At 64.7% G+C, this 24,496-nt stretch carries 24 protein-coding genes and 1 tRNA gene; 13 read left to right on the top strand and 12 right to left on the bottom strand.

Translation table 11 applies throughout. The features are described 5' to 3' along the window. Window positions 1-72: 72 nt before the first annotated feature. A complete protein-coding gene (locus P2PM1_RS10415) occupies window positions 73-2,295 on the bottom strand; it encodes an exopolysaccharide transport family protein (RefSeq protein ID WP_186399000.1) in 2,223 nt (740 codons plus the stop codon). Between the two features lie 158 nt (window positions 2,296-2,453). Between P2PM1_RS10415 and P2PM1_RS10410 the strand changes: the two genes are divergently transcribed. The 12 genes from P2PM1_RS10410 to P2PM1_RS10355 all read left to right on the top strand — a co-directional run bounded on the left by P2PM1_RS10410 (window position 2,454) and on the right by P2PM1_RS10355 (window position 13,650). Continuing rightward, entirely contained in the window at window positions 2,454-3,011 is a 558-nt protein-coding gene (locus P2PM1_RS10410; protein WP_186389543.1) for a polysaccharide biosynthesis/export family protein, read from the top strand. A gap of 126 nt (window positions 3,012-3,137) precedes the next feature. After that, window positions 3,138-4,376, top strand: coding sequence for a glycosyltransferase (locus P2PM1_RS10405; RefSeq protein ID WP_186398999.1), 1,239 nt, complete (start codon window positions 3,138-3,140; stop codon window positions 4,374-4,376). Window positions 4,377-4,390: 14 nt separating this feature from the next. After that, window positions 4,391-5,932, top strand: a complete 1,542-nt coding sequence (locus P2PM1_RS10400) for an undecaprenyl-phosphate glucose phosphotransferase (protein ID WP_244301463.1) — start codon at window positions 4,391-4,393, stop codon at window positions 5,930-5,932. Beyond that, complete coding sequence (locus P2PM1_RS10395) at window positions 5,929-7,221, top strand: O-antigen ligase (RefSeq protein WP_186398998.1); 1,293 nt, start codon at window positions 5,929-5,931, stop codon at window positions 7,219-7,221. Before P2PM1_RS10400 ends, P2PM1_RS10395 begins: the two co-directional genes overlap by 4 nt. Before the next feature lie 70 nt (window positions 7,222-7,291). Beyond that, window positions 7,292-7,368, top strand: a tRNA-Pro gene (locus P2PM1_RS10390). A gap of 119 nt (window positions 7,369-7,487) precedes the next feature. Further along, window positions 7,488-8,378, top strand: coding sequence for a DUF930 domain-containing protein (locus P2PM1_RS10385; RefSeq protein WP_186398997.1), 891 nt, complete (start codon window positions 7,488-7,490; stop codon window positions 8,376-8,378). Between the two features lie 149 nt (window positions 8,379-8,527). Then, the gene (locus tag P2PM1_RS10380; protein ID WP_186398996.1) at window positions 8,528-8,818 is read left to right on the top strand and encodes a ribbon-helix-helix domain-containing protein; all 291 of its coding nucleotides are present in this window, start codon (window positions 8,528-8,530) and stop codon (window positions 8,816-8,818) included. A gap of 167 nt (window positions 8,819-8,985) precedes the next feature. Next, window positions 8,986-9,381 (top strand): VOC family protein, encoded by a 396-nt coding sequence (locus P2PM1_RS10375; RefSeq protein WP_186389548.1) that lies wholly within the window; start codon window positions 8,986-8,988, stop codon window positions 9,379-9,381. Between the two features lie 30 nt (window positions 9,382-9,411). Further along, window positions 9,412-9,936: a Twin-arginine translocation pathway signal gene (locus P2PM1_RS10370; protein WP_186398995.1), complete on the top strand. Its 525-nt coding sequence runs from the start codon at window positions 9,412-9,414 to the stop codon at window positions 9,934-9,936. Window positions 9,937-9,950: 14 nt separating this feature from the next. Next, entirely contained in the window at window positions 9,951-11,522 is a 1,572-nt protein-coding gene (locus tag P2PM1_RS10365; protein WP_186398994.1) for a GMC family oxidoreductase, read from the top strand. Between the two features lie 236 nt (window positions 11,523-11,758). After that, complete coding sequence (locus tag P2PM1_RS10360; RefSeq protein WP_186389551.1) at window positions 11,759-13,012, top strand: sorbosone dehydrogenase family protein; 1,254 nt, start codon at window positions 11,759-11,761, stop codon at window positions 13,010-13,012. A gap of 2 nt (window positions 13,013-13,014) precedes the next feature. After that, on the top strand, window positions 13,015-13,650 hold the full coding sequence (locus P2PM1_RS10355; protein ID WP_186389552.1) for a cytochrome c: 636 nt from the start codon (window positions 13,015-13,017) through the stop codon (window positions 13,648-13,650). Window positions 13,651-13,690: 40 nt separating this feature from the next. Here the strand turns inward: P2PM1_RS10355 and P2PM1_RS10350 are convergent, their stop codons facing one another. From P2PM1_RS10350 to P2PM1_RS10325, 6 genes are all read right to left on the bottom strand, one after another. Then, window positions 13,691-14,359, bottom strand: a complete 669-nt coding sequence (locus tag P2PM1_RS10350) for a MerR family transcriptional regulator (RefSeq protein ID WP_186389553.1) — start codon at window positions 14,357-14,359, stop codon at window positions 13,691-13,693. 33 nt (window positions 14,360-14,392) lie between these two features. Then, window positions 14,393-14,713 carry an integration host factor subunit alpha gene (locus tag P2PM1_RS10345; RefSeq protein WP_186389554.1) on the bottom strand — a complete coding sequence of 107 codons (321 nt, stop codon included), beginning with the start codon at window positions 14,711-14,713 and terminating at the stop codon, window positions 14,393-14,395. 169 nt (window positions 14,714-14,882) lie between these two features. Beyond that, the gene (locus P2PM1_RS10340; protein ID WP_186398993.1) at window positions 14,883-15,860 is read right to left on the bottom strand and encodes a beta-ketoacyl-ACP synthase III; all 978 of its coding nucleotides are present in this window, start codon (window positions 15,858-15,860) and stop codon (window positions 14,883-14,885) included. Next, the gene (gene plsX, locus P2PM1_RS10335) at window positions 15,857-16,918 is read right to left on the bottom strand and encodes a phosphate acyltransferase PlsX (RefSeq protein ID WP_186389556.1); all 1,062 of its coding nucleotides are present in this window, start codon (window positions 16,916-16,918) and stop codon (window positions 15,857-15,859) included. Before plsX ends, P2PM1_RS10340 begins: the two co-directional genes overlap by 4 nt. 313 nt (window positions 16,919-17,231) lie before the next feature. Beyond that, window positions 17,232-17,789: a DUF177 domain-containing protein gene (locus tag P2PM1_RS10330; protein WP_186398992.1), complete on the bottom strand. Its 558-nt coding sequence runs from the start codon at window positions 17,787-17,789 to the stop codon at window positions 17,232-17,234. An 18-nt stretch (window positions 17,790-17,807) separates the two neighbouring features. Further along, a complete protein-coding gene (locus P2PM1_RS10325) occupies window positions 17,808-18,377 on the bottom strand; it encodes a ubiquinol-cytochrome C chaperone family protein (RefSeq protein ID WP_244301462.1) in 570 nt (189 codons plus the stop codon). 111 nt (window positions 18,378-18,488) lie between these two features. Between P2PM1_RS10325 and P2PM1_RS10320 the strand changes: the two genes are divergently transcribed. Beyond that, window positions 18,489-18,926, top strand: coding sequence for an outer membrane protein assembly factor BamE (locus P2PM1_RS10320; protein ID WP_186389559.1), 438 nt, complete (start codon window positions 18,489-18,491; stop codon window positions 18,924-18,926). Window positions 18,927-19,041: 115 nt separating this feature from the next. On the opposite strand, the gene P2PM1_RS10315 is transcribed toward P2PM1_RS10320, so the two are convergent. The 5 genes from P2PM1_RS10315 to ribD form a co-directional block, all read right to left on the bottom strand. Further along, window positions 19,042-21,177 carry a sodium-translocating pyrophosphatase gene (locus tag P2PM1_RS10315; protein ID WP_186389560.1) on the bottom strand — a complete coding sequence of 712 codons (2,136 nt, stop codon included), beginning with the start codon at window positions 21,175-21,177 and terminating at the stop codon, window positions 19,042-19,044. 395 nt (window positions 21,178-21,572) lie between these two features. After that, window positions 21,573-22,100, bottom strand: coding sequence for a transcription antitermination factor NusB (gene nusB, locus P2PM1_RS10310; RefSeq protein WP_186395776.1), 528 nt, complete (start codon window positions 22,098-22,100; stop codon window positions 21,573-21,575). 1 nt (window position 22,101) lies between these two features. Beyond that, window positions 22,102-22,548 carry a 6,7-dimethyl-8-ribityllumazine synthase gene (gene ribH / locus P2PM1_RS10305; RefSeq protein ID WP_186389562.1) on the bottom strand — a complete coding sequence of 149 codons (447 nt, stop codon included), beginning with the start codon at window positions 22,546-22,548 and terminating at the stop codon, window positions 22,102-22,104. Between the two features lie 205 nt (window positions 22,549-22,753). Next, window positions 22,754-23,356, bottom strand: a complete 603-nt coding sequence (locus P2PM1_RS10300; RefSeq protein ID WP_186395777.1) for a riboflavin synthase — start codon at window positions 23,354-23,356, stop codon at window positions 22,754-22,756. A gap of 1 nt (window position 23,357) precedes the next feature. Beyond that, window positions 23,358-24,452 carry a bifunctional diaminohydroxyphosphoribosylaminopyrimidine deaminase/5-amino-6-(5-phosphoribosylamino)uracil reductase RibD gene (gene ribD, locus P2PM1_RS10295; protein ID WP_208985236.1) on the bottom strand — a complete coding sequence of 365 codons (1,095 nt, stop codon included), beginning with the start codon at window positions 24,450-24,452 and terminating at the stop codon, window positions 23,358-23,360. Window positions 24,453-24,496 lie beyond the last annotated feature (44 nt).

Genomic DNA, 24,496 nt, shown 5'->3' with positions numbered 1-24,496 from the left:
GGCAGGAGTTGCAGAAAGGCCGGGCATCGCCCCGGCCTCTTGCTTTGCCAATCCTGGTGCCGCGCTACCGCCTCACGCTGCCATATCCGCTCGCCCGACGCTGGCGGACCTTCCTGCGCCATCGCTAACGGTTTCCACGATCACCGGAGCGCCGGTCTGGTCCTCGAGCATGCGCATTGCGTCTTCCATCTCGGGATCGGCAGGAGATCCGCCCGACGCCACCACGACTTGATCAGCCATCGCCAGGATCTGGGCGCTGATCAGCGAATCGTCGATCAGCCCGAGGTCGAAGAACACCTGATCGTAGGTGTGGTCGATCGCTTCCATCAGCATTTCGAACCGCTCGTTCTGAGCGAGATCGTCGTCAATCGCCCGTCGCCCCGCCTCGATGACATGCGCGCGCGAGGCTGCATCGCGATAGATCACGCCGGCGAACGAGGCGCTGCCGTCGAGCAGCTCGGCAAACCCCGGCACCGCCTGGGGATCGGCGAGATCCGGGCGGACCTCAAGGAACAACGGCATGACGCCCTCCTCCGCCGCGGCGCGCACGAGACGGAACGTGACACTTTGCGAGATCTCGTCGCTGTCGACGCTGAGCACGGCGATGCGGCGCGGCCGTTCTCGGCTGGGCGCAACAAGCGGCCCGTCGAGACCAGACGCCGGGGCGGATCTGGCGATGTCGGACGGCGTCTCTTCCGCGGTCGACTGGGACTTCACGGCAAGGGAAGCGCCCACCGCTGCGCTTGGCGTCCAGTCATAGGAGAAGGTCGGCGTGCCGGCACCATAGGCTGCCCCTCCCCGCCCCGTTGACGCGGAGCGCGTTTGCGAAGCGGATGCAGCCGCAACGGGATGGTCCGCCTCCTCCGTCTCCACGATACGGGTCACGAAAGCGCGCCCGGAGACGAACTGGCCGAGAATCACCGACATCGCCGACAGCATCAAGGTGACGAAAGCGGCGATCGCCACCGTCTGCGGCACCTTCGGAGAGAAGGGCTCCAGCGGGACGGTTGCTCGCGAGATGACGCGCGCGTCGGCGCCAATAACGCTGGCGTTGCGGCGCGTATCGGCCTCGCGGTAACGGGTCATCAACTGGTCGAGCTGTGTCGTCTTGACCGCAGCCTCACGCTCCAGATCGCGCAGGCGGACCTGATCGTCGTTGGAACGGGCCGCGCGCGTCTTGAATTCCTCGAGCGTTGCCTGAAGCGAGGCCACACGCTCCTGTTGGATACGCGCCTCGTTCTCCAGCCCCGCCGCGACACGTCCCGCCTCCTGGCGAATCTGCCGATCGAAGTCATCAAGCTGGGACCGCAGCGCCCGGAGCTGCGGATGGTTCGGCAGCAAGGTGGTGGAGAGCTCGGCAATGCGGGCCTGGAGTTCCACCTGACGCTCGCGCAGACGCTGGATAAGCTGGGAGTTCAGCACGTCCTGCATGCCGTCGAGCGACCCGCCGCCACTGAGCTGGGCGCGGATCAGCTTCGCCCGCGCCTCGGCCTGCGACTGGGCCGCGCGGGCGTCGGAAAGCTGTGTTCCAATCTCCCCGAGTTGCTGGCGATCCAGCGTCTGATTGTCGGCGCCGAGCAGGAGATCGTTCTGCGAACGGAAATCCTCGACCCGCTTCTGCGCCGCCTGAACCTCCTCGCGCAGCCGCTCGATCTGCGGCTCCAGCGAGGCAGCGGCCATGTCCGTCGTCTCGCGCTTCACCGATGATTGCAGGTCGAGATACTCCTCGACCACCGCATTGGCGACCCTGGCGGCGAGCTCGGGATTCTTGGAGACATAGCGGACGGAGATGACCCGGGAGCCATCCACCCGAAACACCTCGAGATTGTCATAGAAGACCTTGAGCACCCGCTCTTCGCGGGTATTGCTGCCGGGATCGCGCATCACGCCGAGCGCGACGAACATGTCCTGGATCAGGCTGCTGGAGCCTGCTTCGAACTCGGGAATGCTGGCAAGATCGAGCCGCTTGGCCACCCGGCGCAACAGATCGCGCGACTGCAAAAGTTCGACCTGGCTGGCGACACCCTCGTTGTCGAGAAGCGCCCGCTCCTCCTCTGCGCCGCGCGCTTCCCCAGGATAGACGACGTTCGACGTCTCGATCAGCACCTTCGATTCGGCCCGGTAGCGGGAGGGCACGACTTGCAGAACCAGGAAAGTCACGAGTGCGGCGCCGACCACAAGAGGCAGCAGCCAGCGAAGCGACCGGCGCAAGGCGCCAAGGATCGCCGAAAGGTCGATCTCGACGCGCTCGTCGACGCCGGGCGGTCGGGCGTCAGGTGCGTGCGGCTGGTTCATGCTCGCTACTCCGGAAGGGTGTCTGCGAGGATGATGACGATTCATGGTAAGCGGAGAGTTAACCTCCCGAACCGTGCGCACAGCATCGCGCTTGCCCGATTCACCCCAAGTTAACCACGTTGCGGAAAAGAATGGCGCAGTCGCTTCAGGAGATCGGAATGTTCACGCGCCTCATCGCCGTTCTTTGCCTGGCCCTGACGGTCGCCGCGTGCAGCGGATACCGGCAACCGCCAACGGCGTTCCACGACATCCTCACCAAGCCCTACAGGCTTGACTCCAGTGATGTGTTGCGGGTGATCGTGTTCGGTCAGCAGGATCTCAACAACACCTACACGGTGGATCAGGCCGGTTATGTCGCGATGCCTCTCATCGGCAGTGTCGCGGCACGCGGACTGACCGTCCGCGAGCTTGAGGCCCAGATCACGAATCGCTTGAAAAACGGATACTTGCGCGATCCAGACGTCTCGGTTGAAGTTGCCACCTACCGTCCCGTCTTCGTCATGGGCGAAGTCGCCGCCGCCGGCCAGTACCCTTATGTGGCGGGCATGACGGCGCAGAATGCCATCGCAACGGCGGGCGGGTTCACGCCCCGCGGTCAGCAGTCCTCGGTCGACATCACCCGCCAGATCAACGGCGAGGTGATCAGCGGGCGCGTGCCGATCACCGACCCGGTCCGACCGGGCGACACGATCTATGTGCGGGAGCGATTCTTCTAACCCACCCGAGGGTTTCGCATTTTTGGCGGATTAACCTGCGACTCATCCCTGTCTGCTAAGGTTCAGGTTGCATGATCCGGAAAGATAATCCGGACGGGCAGCCGCGTTGAGCCAGGGAGTTTCCAGATGACCGCCGCGCCCTTGCGCATCGTTCACATCGTCCGCGCCCCGATCGGCGGGATTTTCCGACATATCTCCGACCTTTCGCTGGCCCAGACGCGGGCCGGTCATCAGGTCGGAGTGATCTGCGACGCCTCCACCGGCGGCCCGTTCGAAGCCGAGGCCATCGCACGTCTTGCCCCGCAGCTTGCCCTCGGCATCGCGCGCTTTCCGATGCGTCGCCAGGTAACCCCCGGCGACCTGCGTGCGGCATTGTCGCTGTTTCGGCATGTGCGCGATCTCAAGCCCGACGTCCTGCATGGCCATGGCGCCAAGGGCGGGGTCTTCGCCCGTTCGATCGGCACCTTGCTGCGGCTGCGCGGCCGCAAGGTCACCCGGATCTACTGCCCGCATGGTGGCAGCCTCCACTACGATCCGCGCGGGATCGAAGGACGCATCTATTTCGCGCTCGAGCGCTTGCAGGAGCGCTTCACCGACGGACTCATCTTCGTCTCGGACTACGAGTACTCTGCCTACGAATCAAAGGTCTCCATGCCCAAGGTGGCCGCTCGGGTCGTCTATAACGGGCTGGCACCGGAAGAGTTCTCGCAAGTGCGGCCGCAGGCCGACGCCGCCGATTTCCTGTTCATCGGCATGCTGCGCGACCTCAAGGGGCCGGATCTGTTCATTCAGGCGCTGGCGCATATGGAGAGCGTCCACGGCATGAAGGCCCGGGCTGATATCGTTGGCGAGGGCGAAGATCGTTCGCGCTACGAAGCGATGGTCCAGGCGCACGGCCTTACCGACCGCGTTCGCTTCCTCGGCGCCATGCCCGCCCGCGAAGCCTTCCGTCTCGCACGCTGTGTCGTCGTTCCCTCCCGTGCGGAGGCCATGCCGTATATCGTGCTGGAGACGGTGGCGGCCCAGATGCCGCTGATCGCAACCCGCGTCGGCGGCATTCCGGAGATCTTCGGCCGCTTCGCCGACAAGCTGGTAACGCCGGGCGATGCGGAAGAACTGGCCAGCGCCATGGCTGCGGCCTTCCGGGATCCGGATACCATGTGCCGGCGCGCGGAAGGGCAGCGCAAGTGCCTGTCCGAGACCTTCAACGTCGAACTCATGAACGATCGCATCACCTCGCTCTATCTGGAGACGCGCGGGGTGAAGCGGCAGGACAAGGCGGGACGGAGCCCGGACGCGCCGACGCTGGCTGCCGCCAGCGCCCTGGCGAACCGGGATGCCGGCGCGCCGGGCAGGCGCGAATGAAAGAGGCGAAGGAAATGCCCCCGCATCATACCGCGCAACTGCTGCAGAACGTCATGCCAAGCACGCCGGAGACGGAGGGCGAGAACAGCACCCCGCTGACGAACACCAGCAAACTGTCGCCGCTCGCGATCAAGATCGCCAGCGGCCTGCAGACCTCCGTGGTCTCGCCGACAGTGCTGGGCGGCACCGTGCGACTGGCCGACCTTGCCATCGTGGCGGCCTTCGGCTTTGCCTCCCTGCATTCAGGCGGCATTCCGGTGGTCTCGTCGACCGCATTGTTGTCGGTCGCTGCGGCGCTGCTGCTCTCCTCCGCCTTCTTCCAGGCCTCGGACTGCTACCAGATCCCGCTGATGCGCAACATGGTGGCCCAGGCCGCACGCATGGTCATCGCCTGGACCCTGGTTTTCGTGACCATGTTCATGGCCAAGACATTCGGCAACGTGATGCGGGGCGTGCCGGGCGATCTGCTGATCCTCTGGTACGGGTTCGGACTGGCCACATTGCTGACGGCGCGAACGCTGGTGACGATTTTCGTGCGCAAATGGACGCGCGAAGGCCGGCTGGAGCGGCGGGCGGTGATCGTCGGCGGCGGTCAGGTTGCCGCAGACTTCATTCACGAAATCGAGCGGCAGCCGAACAACGACATCCGCATCTGCGGCCTGTTCGACGACCGCAAGGGCGACCGTTCGCCGGATATCGTCGCCGGCTATCCGAAGCTTGGGACGGTGAGCGACCTTGTCGAGTTCGCCCGCATCGCTCGCATCGACATGCTGATCGTCACGATCCCGCTGAGAGCCGAGAAGCGCTTGCTGGAGTTCCTCAAGACCTTGTGGGTCCTGCCGGTCGACATCCGTCTGTCCGCCCATACCGACAAGCTGACCTTCCGCGACCGCGCGTCTTCCTTCATCGGAACCGTGCCGATCGTCGACGTGGTGCACAAGCCGCTTGCCGACTGGGACAGTATCGCCAAGCGCGCCTTCGACCTCATCGTGGCGAGCCTGATGATCGTGCTGCTGTCGCCGGTCATGATCGCCACCGCATTGGCGGTAAAGCTGGACAGCAAGGGACCTGCCCTCTTCCGCCAGAAGCGCTATGGCTTCAACAACGAGGTGATCGAAGTCCTCAAATTCCGTTCGATGTATCACGAGATGGCGGACCCGGCCGCGAAGAAGGTGGTGACCCGCAACGACCCGCGGGTGACCCGCGTCGGCCGCTTCATCCGCCGCTCGTCGCTGGACGAATTGCCCCAGCTTTTCAACGTTCTCAAAGGCGATCTGTCGCTGGTGGGGCCGCGCCCGCATGCGGTCAATGCCCACACGAACGAGAAGATGTGGGACGAGGTGGTCGACGGCTATTTCGCGCGCCACAAGGTCAAGCCCGGCGTGACCGGCTGGGCCCAGATCAACGGCTGGCGCGGCGAGGTCGACACGCCGGAAAAGATCCAGAAGCGCGTCGAATATGACGTCTATTATATCGAGAACTGGTCGATCCTGTTCGATATCCGCATCCTGCTGGCAACGCCCTTCGCCCTGTTCAAGTCGGAGAACGCCTATTGAGCACGGCCGCCCATCGCGGACTTGCCGGAGCTCCCACCGCTCCGATCCGGCGTAGCGGCGGCCTGCGCATCGATACGCGGCTGATCGGCACGCTCGCGCTCTGGCTGGTGACCTTCCTTGGCGGATTCGTGCTGCGCGAGCCCGCCCCTTACGAGCTGGCGATGGTGGTCGTGCTGTCGGGCTGGCTGCTGTCCGGCCCGCGCTTCTCCCCCGCCCTCGGCCCTCTTCTGCTGGTGATCGTGCTCTTCGTCTGCGGCGGTCTGCTCGGAACGTTGATGTCCGACAATTTCGGCATTGCGATCATGTATATCGCCGTCACCGGCTTCCTGGCGTTGACCTCCGTCTTTTTCGCCTCGGTGGTCGCAAGCGATCCCTCCCGTCTGGCAACCATCGCCAATGCCTACACGGCGAGCGCGGTCATCGTTGCGCTCCTCGGCATCGGCGGCTATTTCGGCCTGCTTCCCGGCAGCCTCTTCACCCTGTACGGCCGCGCCAAAGGCACGTTCCAGGACCCCAATGTCTTCGGTCCCTTCCTGGTGCTGCCCTGGACCATCGCCCTGCACACGGTGCTGACCCGCCCGCTTGCCCGCTCGGGAATCGCAATCGCGGTGCTCGGTGTCCTGAGCTTCGGTATCCTGCTCAGCTTCTCGCGCGCGGCCTGGGGGCTTGCCGCGTTTGCCGCTATCGGCCTTTACGTGATCCTCTTCTGCATGACGCGGGAGCGCGGGGAACGCGCGCGGCTGATCCTGTTCGGAGCCGCCGGCGTTCTCGCCGTCCTTGCGCTGATCGCTGTCGCGCTGTCGGTCGAGTCCATCTCCGGAATGCTGCTGCAGCGTGCCAGGCTGGTGCAGGACTACGACACGGCGCGGCTCGGCCGTTTCGCGCGCTATACGCTCGGCTTCCAGATGGTGCTCGACCGGCCGTTCGGGCTCGGTCCCCTGCAGTTCCGCAATTTCTTCCCCGAAGACGAGCACAATACCTATCTGAAAGCCTTCACAACCTACGGCTGGCTCGGCGGCGTCGCCTATCTCTCGCTCGTCGCCTTCACGGCGATCCGGCTGTTCCCGCTGGTCTACCAGCGCCGCCCGTGGACGTGGGCCGCGCAATGCGTGTTCGTGGTGCTGTTCGGTCACATGCTGATGTCGGCGATCATCGATACCGACCGCTGGCGCCATCTCTATCTGCTCTACGGCCTCGCCTGGGGTCTGATCGCCTGTGAATATGCGTGGCGGACCTCGGCCGCCAAGCGCCTGTCTTCCGCCGGGATGAAGGCCGCTCGCGAGCGTTGATTGCGGTTCTTAAGCGCTTGCGTGCCCCTTGCGAAGCGGATAGGAAGAACGGGCTCGCGAAGCGGGCAGTCGGGCAGTAGCGCAGCCTGGTAGCGCACTTCACTGGGGGTGAAGGGGTCGTCGGTTCAAATCCGGCCTGCCCGACCATTCGCATCTCGCCCTGCTTGGCGTTCAGATCGTCATGCAGTGGCCGGAATATCCGGGCCGATGCGTGACATGCTCAGCCCCATCATCCATAGACGCCAAGCAGCAAAGCCGGTCGTGCGATGAGCGCGCGCGAGATCGCGACCCAGGCCGATCTTGAAGACGTTCGGGCAGGTCCCATCGACACTGAGGGGGCCTCGACACCTGCTTTTGCCGATCAGCCCCCAGCCCCTCCGGAGCGTTGGGACCTGACGCTCGGCCTTGCCTTGTCGGCAGCCTTTCACGTCGCGGCATTCGCAATGCTTGCACTGCTCTCGGATCCTCCGCAGCCCTACGGCGTATCGTATGACGATGCGGTCGAAGTGGTGCTGGTACCGCTGCAAACGCGAGCCGAGCCTCGGCTGGGGGAGGTTGCGGACGCCCCCCGGGGGACGACGACGCAGCCCGCAGACGATGTGTCTTCCGCAGCACCTGCGCCATTGCAGCAACATCGGACGCAGGACGAGCAGGTGCCAGCAGACTTGCCAACCGATCGGGCGTCAACGGACGCCCCGCCTTCGCCCACGGCCAAGGATGCCGCCCGCATCACGCCCGCCCCTCCCCGGCGACGGGTCCCTGAACTCACCGAGGCGCGCACCCTCTACACCTCGCGGTTGCGCGACACCGCGCTCGGCCGCGCGGCGCTCGCCGAACTGGACCTGGCCGACCCGGAAGAGCGGATCTTTCAGTTGTGCACCTATGAGGCGGTCGAGCAACTGCGCCGGGAACATCCGGACCTGCGGTTCGAATACGCAATCGCCGAGGCACGCGAGGAAGCGACGCTGACGGGCCTGGCGCTGGAGGCAAAGGGAGCGGCGATCCAGGGACGCGGACGCTGGTACGACCTCTCCTTCCGCTGCGAGGTGGCGGAAGATCTCATGGGGGTCACCGGGTTTGCCTTCGCCCTGGGACCGGAGATCACCCGCCCGGAGCGCGACGACCTCGACCTGCCCACTGACGGCCCCATCCATTGAGCTGGAGAGAGACCGCTTCCCTCAGGCGCATAGCCGGCCGACAAGCTCCGTCGCTGGTCCACTTGTGCGATCCGCGAACAGCGCTACCATGCTCGTTGAGGACCGGATCACCCCAAAAAGAATCCGGCCGCCAGGTGGGAGGAACGCATATGTGCCACATCTTTGCCGGACAGGACCCGGGCGACTACGAGCCCGAAACGCGGCGCCTGCGACTGAACGGACAGAGCACCAGCATCCGGCTCGAACGCTCGTTCTGGGAGATCATCGACGAGATCGCGCAGAGCGAAGGCGTGAGCACGCCGGCCTTCATCTCGAAGCTGCATTCCGAGGTGCTGGAACTGCGGGGCGAGACGCGCAACTTCACTTCGCTGCTGCGCTGTGCCTGTCTCGTTCGGCTTCGCCAGACGGTTCCTCAGATGCATCTGGAAGCTGCGGAGTAAAAAGCGCCTGTAGTAAAACTTTACTACCCATGAAGTGAATCCCGGACGCATCCTTTCTCTATCGGAAGAACTGGGCATCAGCCATCTGGCCGCGGTCTTGCGGCCAGGGCTGTCCGATTGAAGAAAGCTGCCGGCACCGCCGTCAGGACTGATCCAGGAGAACACTCGTGGCGAAATGCATACACGCGATGATCCGCGTGCTCGATGAAACGCGTTCCGTTGGCTTCTACAAGACGGCATTCGGGCTCGACATTGCCGAACGGCTCGAGTTCGACGACTTCATCCTCATCTATCTCAGAAATGCCGACGCGGATTTCGAGGTCGAACTGACGGTCAACAAGGGACGCACGGAACCCTACGACCTCGGCAACGGCTACGGACATCTGGCTTTCTGCGTCGACGATCTCGATGCGGAACACACCCGCTTCGAGCAGGCCGGACTCGCTCCGCGCAAGATCGTGGAGTTCAACCGCGACGGCGCTCTGCTGGCCCGCTTCTTTTTCGTTCAGGATCCGGACGGCTATCAGATCGAGGTGCTGCAGCGCCACGGTCGCTATCGCTGAACGGGGCACACCGTTTCGGGAGGGAGGAAAATGACCGAAACACTGACCCACAGACACATGACCAGACGGCAACTGCTGGCACGCAGCGCAGCAGTTGGCGCCGCATTCGTCATCGGACCGGGCTTTCTTGCCGCCAACACCGCGGCATGGGCAATGGAGGTCGCCCATCTGAAGCCGCAGACCATGGCAACCCTGATCCGCATGGCCCGCGACATCTATCCGCACGATCATGTGGCGGACGAGTATTACGCCATCGCCGTCAAGGGATATGACGCCCCCGACAACGCGGCGATGATCGAGGCCGGCATTGCCGCGCTCGACGCGGCGGCCCAGGGCAAGGGGCATGCCGGATATCTCGCCATGGGCTGGGAGCGCGAGCGCGTCGACCTCCTGCGATCGATGGAGGAGAGCCCCTTCTTCCAGACCGTGCGCGGCGGGCTGGTCACCGGGCTCTACAACCAGAAGGCCGTGTGGCCCCTCTTCGGCTACGAGGGGGAAAGCTACTCGCTGGGCGGCTACATCGACCGGGGTTTCGACGACATCAACTGGCTCTGAGGGAGGAGGCTGTCATGGCCGCACCATTCGACCTGAACGACGACACGGTCGTCGTGGTCATCGGGACAGGCGCCGGCGGCGGTGTCCTGGCCAATGAACTGGCCCAGAAGGGCGTCAGCGTGGTGGCGCTGGAAGCCGGCGGGCGCTATCTGCCGGAAGACTACATCAACGACGAGTGGGAGAGTTTCGGGCAACTGGCCTGGCTCGACCCGCGTTCGACCTCCGGCGACTGGCGCGTTGCAAAGGACTTCTCCGGCCTGCCGGCTTGGATCGTCAAGGCTGTCGGCGGCACCACCACCCATTGGGCGGGTGCGTCGCTGCGCTTCCAGGCGCACGAATTCAAGACCCGCAGCACCTATGGCAATGTCGAGGGTGCCAACCTGCTCGACTGGCCGATCGACCTTGCCGAGATGGAACCCTGGTACGAGAAGGCGGAGGAGAAGCTGGGCGTCACGCGCACCGGCGGTCGAGAAGGATTGCCCGGCAACAACAATTTCAAGGTCTTCGAAGCCGGCGCGCGCAAGCTCGGCTACACGGAAGTCCATACCGGACGCATGGCAATCAACTCGGCGGAGAACGACGGCCGCTTTGCTTGCCAGCAGACAGGCTTCTGTTTCCAGGGGTGTAAATGGGGCGCCAAATGGTCCGCCGCCTATACGGACATCCCGCGCGGCGAAGCCACCGGCAATCTGGAGGTGCGCGAGCGCGCCCATGTTCTGCGGATCGAGCACGATGCCGGCGGCAAGGTGACCGGCGTGCTCTATGCCGACAGGGACGGTAACCAGCACCTGCAGAAGGCGCGCGTCGTCTGCGTCGCGGGCAACTCGATCGAGAGCCCTCGCCTGCTGCTCAACTCCGCCTCGAGCCTCTTCCCCGACGGGCTTGCCAACTCCTCCGGCCAGGTCGGACGCAACTACATGCGGCACATGACCGGATCGGTCTATGCCGTGTTCGACAAGCCCGTGCGCATGTGGCGCGGCACGACGATGGCCGGCATCGTCCAGGACGAGGCGAGGCACGATCCCTCGCGCGGCTTCGTCGGCGGCTACGAACTCGAGACACTCGCCCTCGGACTGCCGTTCATGGCAGCGTTCCTGGATCCGGGTGCCTGGGGCCGCGAGTTCACCACCGCGCTCGATTCCTACGAGAACATGGCCGGCATGTGGATCGTCGGCGAGGACATGCCGCAGGAGACCAACCGGATCACGCTCAATCACGAGCTCAAGGACCAGTACGGGTTGCCGGCGCCGAACGTGCATTTCACCGACCACCCCAACGACATCGCGATGCGCCGCCATGCCTACAAGCAGGGCATCGCGATCTACGAGGCGGTCGGCGCGACGCGCACCTTCCCGACACCGCCCTACCCCTCCACGCATAATCTCGGCACCAACCGCATGTCGGAAAACCCGAGGGACGGCGTGGTCAACCGCTGGGGCCGGGCGCACGATGTCCCGAACCTTTATGTGTCGGACGGCAGCCAGTTCACCACGGGCGCGGCGGAGAACCCGACGCTGACCATCGTGGCGCTGGCGATCCGTCAGGCCGACCATATCGCCTCGCAGATGTCGCAAGGACAGTTGTAGCCAGCAGCCCCGGACGAGAGAGGGCGGGCAGAGACAAGGGGTAATAGACCCGCCCTTCTCGCAAAGATTGCATCATTTGTCATATGTATGATTTTATATTTCCCGCTCACCTGTCCGGACGAGACCGCCTGTTCCTGGGGCGCGACCGTCCGGGGTCTTTCGAGCGTCAATCGGGACGCAGATCCCGTGCATTGCGACCGCTCCCGCGGTCCAACCATCACCACCGGAGGAAACGCATGAAGACCTTCCTGCTTGCAAGCATGGCTCTGCTGGCCGCGACATCCCTCGCCGCCGCGCAGGCGCCGGTGCCGGACAACCTCGAGAAACTGTCGAATTTCCAGAGCACCGGCACCACGGAGTTCACCTTTGTGGAGCAGAGCGGCGCCTATGCCGACGGCATCCGTGAAACGCTGAAGCGCATCAAGCTTCCGGCCGGGTTCAAGATCGACCTCTATGCCGTGGTCCCCGATGCGCGCCACATTGCCGTCGGTCCGCAGGGCATCGTCACCTTCGTCGGCACGCGCAAGGACAAGGTCTGGGCCGTGACTGATCGCAACAAGGATCGTGTCGCGGACGAGGTGAAGGACTTCGCTCCCTCGCTCAAGTTTGCGATCCCCAATGGTCCGTGCTTCTCGAAGGACGGCTTCCTCTACATCGCCGAGCAGAACCGGGTGCTGGTCTATCCGGCTGCGGAGTTCTTTTACGAAAGCCCTGACGTCGCCGCCTTCAACGTGATCAAGCAGGGCGAACTGGTTCCGCCATCCGAGGAGAGCTACAATCACACTGCACGGGTCTGCAGGATCGGTCCCGATGGAAAGCTCTATATCTCGCTCGGCCAGCCGTTCAACGTGGCGCCAGCAGAGAAGCTGGATCTGTACAACGAGTTCGGCATTGGCGGCATTATCCGCATCAACACCGATGGAACCGGGCGCGAGGTCTACACCTACGGCATTCGCAACTCTGTCGGACACGACTTCCATCCCCAGACCGGAGAACTCTGGTTTACCGACAACCAGGTGGACGGCATGGGCGACGATATCCCTCCGGGCGAGATCAACAGACAGACTGCGGCCGGACAGCATTTCGGGCATCCCTGGTACGGCGGCGGCGACGTGCGGACCAACGAATACGCGAACGAGGAAGTGCCGGTGGAGGTGGTCATGCCGGCCGTGGAGACGATCGCCCACGCAGCCGATCTTGGAATGTCCTTCTATACTGGCCGCCAATTCCCGGAGAAGTACAGGAACGCGATCTTCTCTGCCCAGCATGGCTCATGGAACCGCACGGAGCCCGTCGGCGCGCGCGTCATGGTCACCTTCATCGATAGTGAGGGCAATGCCACCACGGAGGCTTTCGCCGAAGGCTGGATCGATGAGAACGGAGAGTATCTCGGCCGCCCGGTCGACGTCGCCCAGTTGCGTGACGGTTCTATTCTGGTGTCCGACGATCTGGCCGGAGCGCTCTACCGAATCTCCTACGAGGGGAACTGAGAATGAAGCGACCTGCGATGGTGCTCACCTGCGCCATGCTCCTCGCTGGTCCGAACCCGGGCGGGATTGTTCCTGCCCGGGTTGCCGGTTCCTCACCCGCCGTCGCCGAGGGCACTCTCGGTGATCCGGAAGCTGGTCGCAAACAGGCCGGCCAGTGCCGTACTTGCCACGGCCTTGAGGGCATGGCCCGAATACCGATCGCACCTCACATTGGCGGCGAGCCTGCCTCCTATATCGAGTCTCAGCTCAGCGCGTTCCGGGACGGCCGGCGCACGCATGAAATGATGAGCGTGGTGGCTCAGTCGCTCGACGACGCAGCGATTGCCAATCTTGCCGCCTGGTACGGGGCGCAGCAGGCCAGCGCGGTCCTTCCCGCCGGAGTTTCGGAGAATGACGCCCCTGTCGAGTGCAGCACGTGTCACGGCGTCCAGGGAATCGGGCAGATGGACGGCGTGCCAAACCTCGCCGGAGAGAGCGCGATCTATATCGATACCCAGCTCAAGGCGTTCCGGCTCGGGAAGCGCCAACACGACGTGATGTCGGCGATAGCGGCAGACATGAGCGACGAGGACATGCGCCGCGTTGCGGACTGGTATGCGGCGATAACCTTGGAGATCGCACCGCCAGAAACCCGCTAGCCGCCGGCGCGGTGTTTAGCAGGCACTCGCTTCCGCCGATCTACCGCGCCTGATCGAGGATGCGCTTGCATTCCAGCAGCTCGAAAAGCGTCGCCTGGAGGCGGCGGATATCGTCCTTCGACAGATTGCCGGACGGAGCCTCGACACGCTCGCCGAGCAGCCGCTCCATGAGACGAAACCCGGCGCGCGTCGTCGGCATCTCCGGCGGCACGGCCCCCTCGGGCAATATGCCGCGCGGGATCGGCTCTCCATCATCGTCCGGATCGACGAACTGCGGTTCCGCCTGGCGTGCTCGAGGTGCCTGCATGCTCGGCGCGAAATCCGGCGTGCGCGGCTGCGACCTTGGCGGAGCAGCCGGCGGGGGCACCACGTCCTCGACCTCCGGTTCGTCCGTCCCCGGCTGTGCGGCAAGGGCCGCGAGCGCGATACCATCCTCGCGCCAGACCTGCATGACGAAACGGGGGCCCTGTTCCTTCAGGATGCGCTGCACGCCCTTGATCGTATAGCCTTCGCCATAGAGCAGATGCCGGATGCCACGCAGCAGATCGATATCGTCGGGACGATAGTAGCGACGACCGCCGCCGCGCTTGAGCGGGCGGATCTGGGTGAAGCGGGTTTCCCAGAAACGGAGGACGTGCTGCGGCAAGTCGAGATCGTCGGCGACCTCGCTGATCGTGCGAAAGGCGTCAGGGCTTTTTTCGACGGTCACTGAAATGGTGCTTCATCGTCCGCCGGCGCTGTCTCAGTCGCCGCTCCCGGACGCTCCCATCATCGTCTCGTTGATGCGCTTCTTGAGCACGTTCGACGGTTTGAACACCATCACTCGGCGCGGGAGGATAGGCACCTCCTCGCCGGTCTTCGGATTTCGTCCGATGCGCTCTCCCTTGGAGCGCACGACAAAGGACCCGAATGACGAGAGTTTCACCGACTCTCCGGCAACGAGACAGTCCGCGATCTCCGACAGGACCTTTTCCACGAGTTCCGATGATTCCGATCTTGAAAGGCCGACTTTCTGGTAGACCGCCTCACAAAGATCGGCCCGCGTAACTGTCCTGCCGCTCATAGTCCCTCCTTGGCCGAACCTCGTGGTTCGACGGTGTCAGGGATATTCTTCTTTGACCCTTCGGGGCCCACCGAACCCGGAAGACAGCCTATTGGCTCGCGCGCAGACGGTCAACAGTCTGACCTTGCTCCGGTTCGTAAAAGTTCACAAGGCTCAAGCCTTTGCATGGCTACCAGCGCAGCAGCGACGCTCCCCAGGTGAAGCCGCCGCCCATCGCCTCGAGCATGATCAGGTCGCCGCGCTTCACCCGCCCGTCGCGCACCGCCTGGTCGAGCGCCAGGGGAATCGAGGCCGCGGAGGTGTTGCCGTGATCCTCCAGAGTCACAACCACCTTGGCGGGGTCGACACCGAGCTTCTTGGCGCTGGCGTCGATGATGCGGCGGTTGGCCTGATGGGGAATGAACCAGTCAAGGGACTCGGCGCTGGTGTCGGTTGCCTCGAAGGCTGCCTCGACCACGTCGGTGATCATCGACACCGCATGGCGGAAGACTTCCTTGCCCTGCATGCGCAGGTGGCCGACGGTCTGGGTCGAAGACGGACCGCCATCGACATAGAGCTTGTCCTTGTGGGCGCCGTCGGAGCGCAGGTGCGAGGTCAGGATACCCCGATCGGCCGTGGTCCCCTCCCCCTCCGCTGCCTCCAGGACAATGGCGCCTGCCCCATCGCCGAAGAGCACGCAGGTGGTGCGGTCCTCCCAATCGAGGATGCGGGAGAAGGTCTCAGCGCCGATCACCAGCGCCCGTTTTCCCATGCCGGCCCGCAGATAGGCGTCCGCCGTTGCCAGCGCATAGACGAAGCCCGAACAGACCGCATGCACATCGAACGCGAATCCGCTGGCGATGCCGATCCTGTGCTGGACCGTGACGGCAGTCGCCGGGAAGGTATTGTCCGGTGTTGCTGTGGCAAGAATGATCAGATCGATGCTCGTCGCCTCGCACCCTGCCGCCTCAAGCGCCTTGCGGGCAGCAGCGACCGCGAGATCGGAGGTGAACTCGCCGTCCGCCGCGATATGCCGGGCGTGGATACCAGTGCGCTGGACGATCCATTCATCGGAAGTGTCCACCATCCTGGCGAGATCGTCATTGGTCAGCCGGCGGGCCGGAAGATAGCTGCCGGTCCCAAGAACGATGGATCGCTTGACTGTCACTGATCACCTTCCGATCCGTCCCGCGGCGCGAACCGGCCGCGATGGTAGCTTTTGAGGTCTTGGGAAATCTTGTTCATCAGATCGTTGCGGGCCATGTCGTAGGCAAGTTCGACGGCGGCGGCAAAGCCTTCCGCGTCGGTTCCGCCATGGCTCTTGATGACGATGCCGTTGAGGCCGAGAAAGACGCCGCCATTGACCTTTCGGGGATCCATCTTCTCCCGCAGCCGGTCGAAGGCATCCTTCGCCAGCAGATAGCCGAGCCGTGCCCGCCAGGTCCGGTTCATGGCGGAGCGCAGGTAGCTGCCGATCTGGCGCGCTGTCCCTTCCGCTGTCTTCAGGGCGATATTGCCGGCGAACCCTTCCGTCACCACCACATCGACGACGCCCTTGCCGAGGTCGTCCCCCTCGACGAAGCCGGCATAGGTCAGCGATCGCAGGTTGGCCTCGCGCAGCAGCCGGCCGGCGGTGCGCACCTCTTCCAGGCCCTTCACCTCCTCGACGCCGATGTTGAGAAGGCCGACGGTCGGGCGTTCGATGGAAAAGAGGATGCGGGCCATCGCACCGCCCAGCAGCGCGAAGTCGATCAGTTGCTGGGCATCGGCGCCGATGGTCGCGCCAACGTCGAGGACGATGGATTCGCCCCGTGTGGTCGGCCAGATCGCCGCGATCGCCGGCCTCTCGATATTCGCCATGGTGCGCAGGCAGAATTTCGACATGGCCATAAGGGCGCCGGTATTGCCCGCCGAGACGGCGACATCCGCATGACCGGTCTTCACCGCCTCGATGCAGCGCCACATGCTCGACTTCCAGCGCCCCTGGCGTAGCGCCTGGCTGGGCTTGGCGTCCATGGCGACGGCGACCTCGCAGTGATGCAGCGTCGAGGCGTCGCGCAGACGCGGATGCGCCTGCAGCAGCGGCGCCACCGCATCCGAGTTGCCGTAGAAGGAAAAGCTGATGTCGGGACGCCGTTCCAGCGCCAATGCGGCTCCAGGAACGACGACTTCCGCCCCCCTGTCGCCGCCCATTGCATCCAGCGAGATTCGAACCGTCTGAGCCATCGTCCGTGTCTTCTGGATCGGCGGCGACGCCCCACCCGAAGGGAAGAGAGCGCGCCGATCGGCATTGCTGTCCCGAATTCTCCAGACCGCCCGGGCCCGGGACGACAATGCTGCCGTCTTGTCTTGTTGTTGCCTGCGCCGCCCGACGGGTCGTTTCACAAGGTCGTGCAACCTCATGACTTGCGGGCAGCCGTTGCCGCGACACACGAAAGAGTGGTTGGACTCCCCTTCATCCGAGGCGTTGGGGAACATACCTGTTTACAACGGAGAGACAACAGCTTTCTGGCCTTCAGCCGCGCGCAAGATGTGCGGCCTACTCCTCATGCTTGCGGAACCGCTCCAGAACGGCGAATGGCGACGGCGGTTTGTCGTCCGCATCGACTTTGCCGTCTTCGCCATAGCCCTCCGGGAGCTCCGCCCCGGGCGCGCGCGGAAAGGGATCCAGCGCCAGCGCCAGTTGCTCGCACAGGATCGCGCCGAGATCGAGCCTTCCCCCCTCCAAAAGATCCGGTGGGTCTTCGGCAAAGGCATCGATGTCGATCTCGCCCTCCTCCTCGACGCCGGACAGGGCTGCGGCATCGGGGTCAAACCGCATGGTGAAGACCTCCTCGATCTGCTGTTCCACCGGCTGCAGCGTGACAACGCAAGCCTGAGTCGCCCGCGCCTGGAGCCGGCCTTCGATCGCAACGCCGTCACGGCGCCATCGGCGCAGTTCGAACCGCGCAACGAGATCTTCCAAGGCGAGCAGCGAGTAGGCCTTGGTCAGGCGCTGGAGTTGCGCCTCGTCCGGCCGCAGATCCACCACCAACGGCTTGTCGGTCAGATGCTGGATGTCCTGCGGGTGCGACAGAGGGAAGTCAGCGAGTGCCATGAACGTCTCCTTCCAGCTTTACCCTATGTCGACCGGCTCGCCCGGCCACTTGGGGCCGCTGGCGACGATCTGCGATGCCTGCTGGCGGTCCAGCCCGTCCGCAGCTTCGCGCAGGTAGCGGGCAATCGCATGCGCGGCACCCATGTCCGACGCGCCGGCGAAAAGATTGCGGTCAACGACGCTTGCAAGCTCCTGCAAGCCGTCGGCGGCCAGAGCCTCGGCAATCGCCGCGGCGCGACCATAGAAGGCCTCGGCCATCTTCTTCACCTTTTTCGGAACCCCAAGATCGCCGACACCCATTTCCCGCAGCGACCCGTCCATGTCGGCGAAAAACGTGTCGAAAAGCTCCTGGGAGAAACTGGCGACTTCCCCTCCCTCGCCCCGGAGCCGGTTGAGCACCAGGATCGTATGAAGCATGACCATCTCGAAACGGCCATCGACGGTATCGGGCACGTTATAGCGGACGTAGAGCCAAGGCTGCCGCGCCTGTGCCACGATCGAGGTGTATGCGGCGAGCACTTCCGGACGCTGACGCCGGCGAAAGAGACCGAAGACCATGGGTTGCCTCGCTTGGACGAAGGTTGCCAAGTGGCCTAACGCAGGTTAGGGACTTTGCCAAGGACGCGCGGAGCGATAAAGATGGCGCACGGCTGCCTTCCGGTCGTGAGAGCTGCCAGAAAGCAACAGGATACGCTTCATATGAAGACATGGATTCGCGGAGCATTGCTGGCAGGCGTTCTGGCGCTGCCGCTCGGTGGCTGCTTCACCACGACGCTCAATCACGGCCATGTCATCCCGCCGGACCGGGTGCGGGACATCCAGGTGGGATCGAGCCGTGAGCAGGTCGAACTGCTGCTTGGTTCGCCCTCGACCGCCTCACGGCTCGACGGCGAGGCTTATTACTATATCTCGCAGGTGAAGCGGACCACGGCCTTCATGAGCCCGCGGACGGTCGAACAGCGGGTCGTTGCGGTCTATTTCGATGAGGACGGCTTCGTTCGCGACACCGCCTATTACAGCCTTGAGGACGGCAAGGTCGTCGACATCCTCAACCGCAAGACCCGCACCGGCGGCTCCGACTACGGCTTCCTGTCGCAGATCCTGCGCGGCGCCCAGAACCCGAGCCTCAACCTCTAGAGCCCCGTTCGGCCTCTTCAAACGCAACGCCCGCAGCCGAGGCTGCGGGCGTTTTTTGTCATGCGGCACGGCATGGAAGCGGCAGGGCCGCCGGCAAGCGACGGCCCCAGTTTGGTCAGGCATGCGCCAACACGGCCAGCAACAGCAGCGCCATGATGTTGGTGATCTTGATCATCGGGTTGACCGCAGGACCAGCCGTATCCTTGTAGGGATCGCCGACCGTATCACCGGTGACCGAGGCCTTATGCGCTTCCGAGCCCTTCATGTGCCGGACCCCGTCCTTGTCGACGAAGCCATCCTCGAAGGACTTCTTGGCATTGTCCCAGGCACCGCCACCCGCCGTCATCGAGATGGCGACGAAGAGGCCGGTGACGATGACGCCGAGCAGCATGGCGCCGACGGCGGCAAAGCCCTGAGACTTGCCGGCAATGGCAGTGACGACGAAGAACACCACGATCGGCGACAGGACCGGCATCATCGACGGGATGATCATCTCGCGGATTGCCGCCTTGGTCAGCATGTCGACGGCGCGGCCATAGTCCGGCTTCTCCGTGCCTTCCATGATGCCCGGCTTCTCGCGGAACTGCCGACGCACCTCCTCGACGACCGAGCCGGCGGCGCGGCCGACGGCGGTCATCGAGATGCCGCCGAAGAGATAGGGAAGCAGGCCGCCGAACAGCAGGCCAACCACCACGTAGGGGTTGGACAGCGAGAAATCGACGACGACCCCGTCGAAATAGGAGCCCGGCGTCGCATTCGCCGCAAAGAACTTGAGATCCTCCGTGTAGGCCGCAAACAGCACCAGCGCACCCAGACCGGCCGAGCCGATGGCGTAGCCCTTGGTGACCGCCTTGGTCGTGTTGCCGACAGCATCGAGTGCGTCGGTGGTGACCCGCACCTCCTTCGGGAGCCCTGCCATTTCGGCGATGCCGCCAGCATTGTCCGTCACCGGGCCGAAGGCATCGAGCGCAACCACCATGCCGGCCAGCGCCAGCATCGTCGTCACCGCGATGGCGATGCCGAAGAGACCTGCCAGGTTGTAGGCGCCGAGAATACCCGCGATGATGACGATGGCGGGCAGTGCCGTCGCTTCCAGCGAAACGGCAAGGCCCTGGATCACGTTGGTGCCGTGGCCGGTAACCGAAGCCTGGGCGATGGAGCGGACCGGCCGGTAATCTGTACCGGTGTAATACTCCGTCACCCAGATGATCAGGCCGGTGACCACAAGGCCCACAAGCCCGCAATAGAACAGATGCCGGCCGGAGAATGTCAGCCCGCCGGAGGTGGTGTATTCGGTCGAGAAGCCGAGCCAGAAGAACACGATGCCGAACAGGGCCACAGCGGACAGCACGGCGGTTGCGACGAAGCCCTTGTAGAGGGCGCCCATGATCGAGTTGCTGGCGCCGAGCTTCACGAAGAAGGTGCCGACGATCGAGGTGACGACGCAGGCTCCGCCGATCACCAGCGGCAGAAGCATCAGTTCCAGTGCCGCCGCTCCGGTGAAGAAAATGGATGCCAGCACCATGGTGGCAACCACCGTCACCGCATAGGTCTCGAACAGGTCTGCCGCCATGCCGGCGCAGTCGCCGACATTGTCGCCGACATTGTCGGCGATGGTGGCCGGGTTGCGCGGATCGTCTTCCGGAATGCCGGCCTCGACCTTGCCGACGAGATCGCCGCCGACATCCGCACCCTTGGTGAAGATGCCGCCGCCGAGACGGGCGAAGATAGAGATCAGCGACGCACCGAAGCCGAGCGCCACCAGTGAGTCGATGACGACCCGGCTCTGAGCCTCATAGTTGAGGATTTCGGTGAGGATCGTGAAATAGACAGCGACGCCAAGCAGGGCAAGGCCCGCGACCAGCAGACCGGTGACGGCGCCAGCCTTGAAGGCGATCTCGAGGCCCGCGGCAAGCGAGGTGCTGGCCGCCTGCGCGGTGCGCACGTTGGCGCGCACGGAGACGTGCATGCCGATATAGCCGGCGGCGGCCGACAGGATCGCGCCGATGGCGAAGCCGATGGCGACCAGCATGCCCAACAACCAGGCGACCACTGCGAAGATGGCAACGCCGACGATGGCAATCGTTGTGTACTGACGGTTGAGATAGGCCTGCGCGCCCTCCTGGATGGCGCCGGCGATTTCCTGCATGCGCGCATTGCCGGCATCTGCCGCCATGACGGACTGAATGGCCCACGCGCCATAGGCGATGGACAGTAGGCCACACAGGATTACGATTACGAGCTCGAGCATACTTCCCCCCAATGAAGGACGCGAAAGGACCTTTTCTTGTTCTTGTCTGGTCCTGCGGGAGGAACGGTATCTGTCCTGTGCGTCCCGTCAAGGACGAGTTTCCACCCTGTTGCGGAAGGAGACACGACCAGCAGCATCAGGCCCTGCCCTGCCCGCAAGGCCGGCCCGCCATTCCTTACGTTGCGGAAGATTTACCGGAATCGCCCGGAACGAGCCGCACCGGCGGGTGCAAGGAGCTGCTCCACGGACGGCTCCACCGGCACTTGATCCGGTTCCGCCTCATGGCATTTCCATTTAGAAAAGTTGTGCCAGGGCCGCAGGATCGCGCAGGAGGCGCAAGCCACGACGAATCGCCGCAGCTCCACGGACTCACTCCTCACGCAAGGGCAGGCAGATCAGGCGTCGTCTTCCGCCGGCTCCGGTTTGCCGGGCCCGTCGAACTCCGCCGCGCGGAATTCCCGTGCCAGCTTGTCGAGCACGCCGTTCACCATACGCGGCTCGTCCTTCTCGTAGAAGGCGCGGGCAACATCGATGTACTCGCTGATCACGACGCGGGCCGGCACGTCCTTGCGCCGCATCAGCTCGAAGGCACCGGCGCGCAGGATGGCGCGCAAGGTCGTGTCGATCCGCTTCAGCGGCCAGCCGGCCACCAGCGAGCGATGGATCACCGGGTCGAGATAGCGCTGCTCGGAGACCACGCCCTTGACGAGGTCGCGAAACCAGCTCGCATCCGCCTCCCGGTACTGTTCGCCGTCGAGTTCGGCCCCGAGACGGAATGCCTCGAACTCCGCCAGAACATCGGCAAGGTTCGAGCCGCCGACATCCATCTGGTACAGTGCCTGCACGGCAGACAGACGGGCAGCCCCCCGCTTGTTGGCGGGGCGCACCAGCGGCTCCGTCCGGGCTTCGTTGTCCTCGGTCATGTCAGATCCCGAAGCGGTCCCTGATCGCGATCATGTCGAGCGCGGCCTGCGCCGCTGCACCGCCCTTGTTCTTTTTCGCCGGATCGGCGCGCACCCAGGCCTGCTCGCCGTTCTCGACGGTCAGGATGCCGTTGCCGAGCGGCAGCGCCGCATCGATCACCAGTTCCATCACGGCGCGGGCGGATTCGTTGGCGACGATGTCATAATGGGAGGTCTCGCCGCGGATCACGCAGCCGAGCAGCACGAAGCCGTCATAGTCGGCGGTTCCGGCCTCCATGGCGGCCAGCGCCATCGCGAGGGCGGCCGGGATTTCCAGGACCCCAGGCACGGAGACACGGGTTACATCCGCCCCCTGCCCTTCAAGCACCTCCATGGCGCCGGCAAGCAGGGCATCGGCAATGTCTTCGTAGAAGCGGGCGTCGATGATCAGGATTCGGGGAGTCGTCATGTCGCTCTCTTCGCTTTCATATCGTTGCGGCCCGGTCGCCGGGCGCATGCGGGACGAAACAGATCGCCACTCCGAAAGCCGGTCCAGCCGGCGTCAAGGTGCCGGTAGGAACCATGCCGGGCCGCGTTTGTCCAGCGCGGATTGCCGGGGGCGGCCATGCCGCCGCGGGATAGCCGCGCAAGGTGCAGACCGGGCGGGACGAAGGTCAGCGATACTCGGCGAGCCGGGCCGCGTAGCGGGCCATCATGTCGACTTCGAGATTGATCCTGTCGCCGGGCTTGCGCTCGCCCCAGGTGGTGACCGCAAGGGTATGCGGGATGAGAAACACGGTGAATGTGTCCCCTTCCACCTCGTTGACGGTCAGCGATGTGCCATGCAGCGCCACGCCGCCCTTCCTGGCGATGAACGGCGCGCAATCCGCCGGGACGCGGAAGCGGAAGAACACCGAGTCCGGGTGGTCGACCCGCTCGATGATCTCGGCCGTTCCGTCGACATGGCCCTGGACGATGTGTCCGCCCAGTTCATCCCCAATCTTCAGCGAGCGCTCCAGGTTGACACGGTCGCCCGCTGTCCAGCTTCCGACGGTGGTCAGACGCAACGTCTCTGCCGCCGACTCGATCTCGAACCAGTTCTCGCCGCCGTCCCGGCCGCGCGCGGTGACCGTATGGCACACCCCGTCGCAGGCGATCGACGCGCCGATCTCGATCCCCTCGGGATCATAGGCGGTGACGATCCGCGTGCGCAGTCCGGCCGGAATCGTCGCGACCGACGCGATCCGCCCCATATCCGTGACGATCCCGGTGAACATCTCAGCTCCTTTCACGAAGGAAATGGGTCATGGTGTCGGCACCGAACCGCCTTGCCCCGACCTTGCGGAAAAACACGCTAGCGGTCACCAGGTCGACCCCGCGTTCCCCGAAGGGAAGGATGCCGCCGTCGCCGATGGTCAGATCGCTTTGCGAGATGATGACTTCATCGGCCAGATCGGCATCGAGAAACGCACGGGCGACCGCCGAGCCTCCCTCGACCATCAGCTTGGTAATGCCGCGCTGGCCGAGGGCGCGAACGGCGGTCCGCGGGTCGATCGGCTCTCCCTTGGCTCGCGCCAGGCGGATCACCGTGCAGCCCGCCGCGCTCAGCGCGTCGACCTTTTCGACCTCCGCATCGGCCGCCACCAGCAGCCAGAGCGGGATGTCGCCCGCGCTCTTCACCAGCCTGCTTTCCAGCGGCAACCGCGCGGTCGTGTCGAGAACGATGCGGACGGGCGAGCGATGGGACAGCCCCGGCAATCGGCAGTTCAGCATCGGATCGTCGGCGAGCGCCGTGCCGATCCCGACCAGGATCCCATCGCACTCGGCCCGAAGAACATGCACACGGCGGAAGACATCGTCCCCCGTGATGGCGATCTGGCCGGCGCCGCGCCGGCCGATGAACCCGTCCTGCGATACCGCCAGCTTCAACACGACCAGCGGACGACCCCGGGTCAGGCGGCTGACATGACCTGCGTGGAGCGCGCTGCACAGATCCTCCCGCACCCCTGAGCGAACCTCGACGCCGGACGCCTGCAACATGGCGACGCCGCGCCCGGCGACGCGCGGGTTGGGATCGAGCAGACCAATCACCACACGCCGCACACCCGCTTCGGCCAGCGCCACGCAGCACGGCCCCGTCCGCCCGTGATGGGAGCACGGCTCCAGCGTCACGTAGCAGGTAGCCCCCCGGGCCGCTTCTCCTGCCTGTGCGAGCGCGACCACTTCCGCGTGGGGACCTCCCGGCGGACGGGTATAGCCGCGTCCGACGACAACGGGGCCGTCGCCGTCGTCGCGCACGATCAGCGCTCCGACGGCCGGGTTGGGCCAAACGCGTCCCAGCGCTCGCCGCGCATAAGAGGCGGCGGCGGCCATGAAACGATCATCGTCCCAACTGTCCGGCATGGTCAGTTCATGTC

It is taken from the genome of Stappia sp. P2PMeth1, assembly GCF_900185735.1.
Taxonomy (GTDB): Bacteria; Pseudomonadota; Alphaproteobacteria; order Rhizobiales; family Stappiaceae; genus Stappia.
This window is presented reverse-complemented; position numbering and strand designations above follow the sequence as displayed.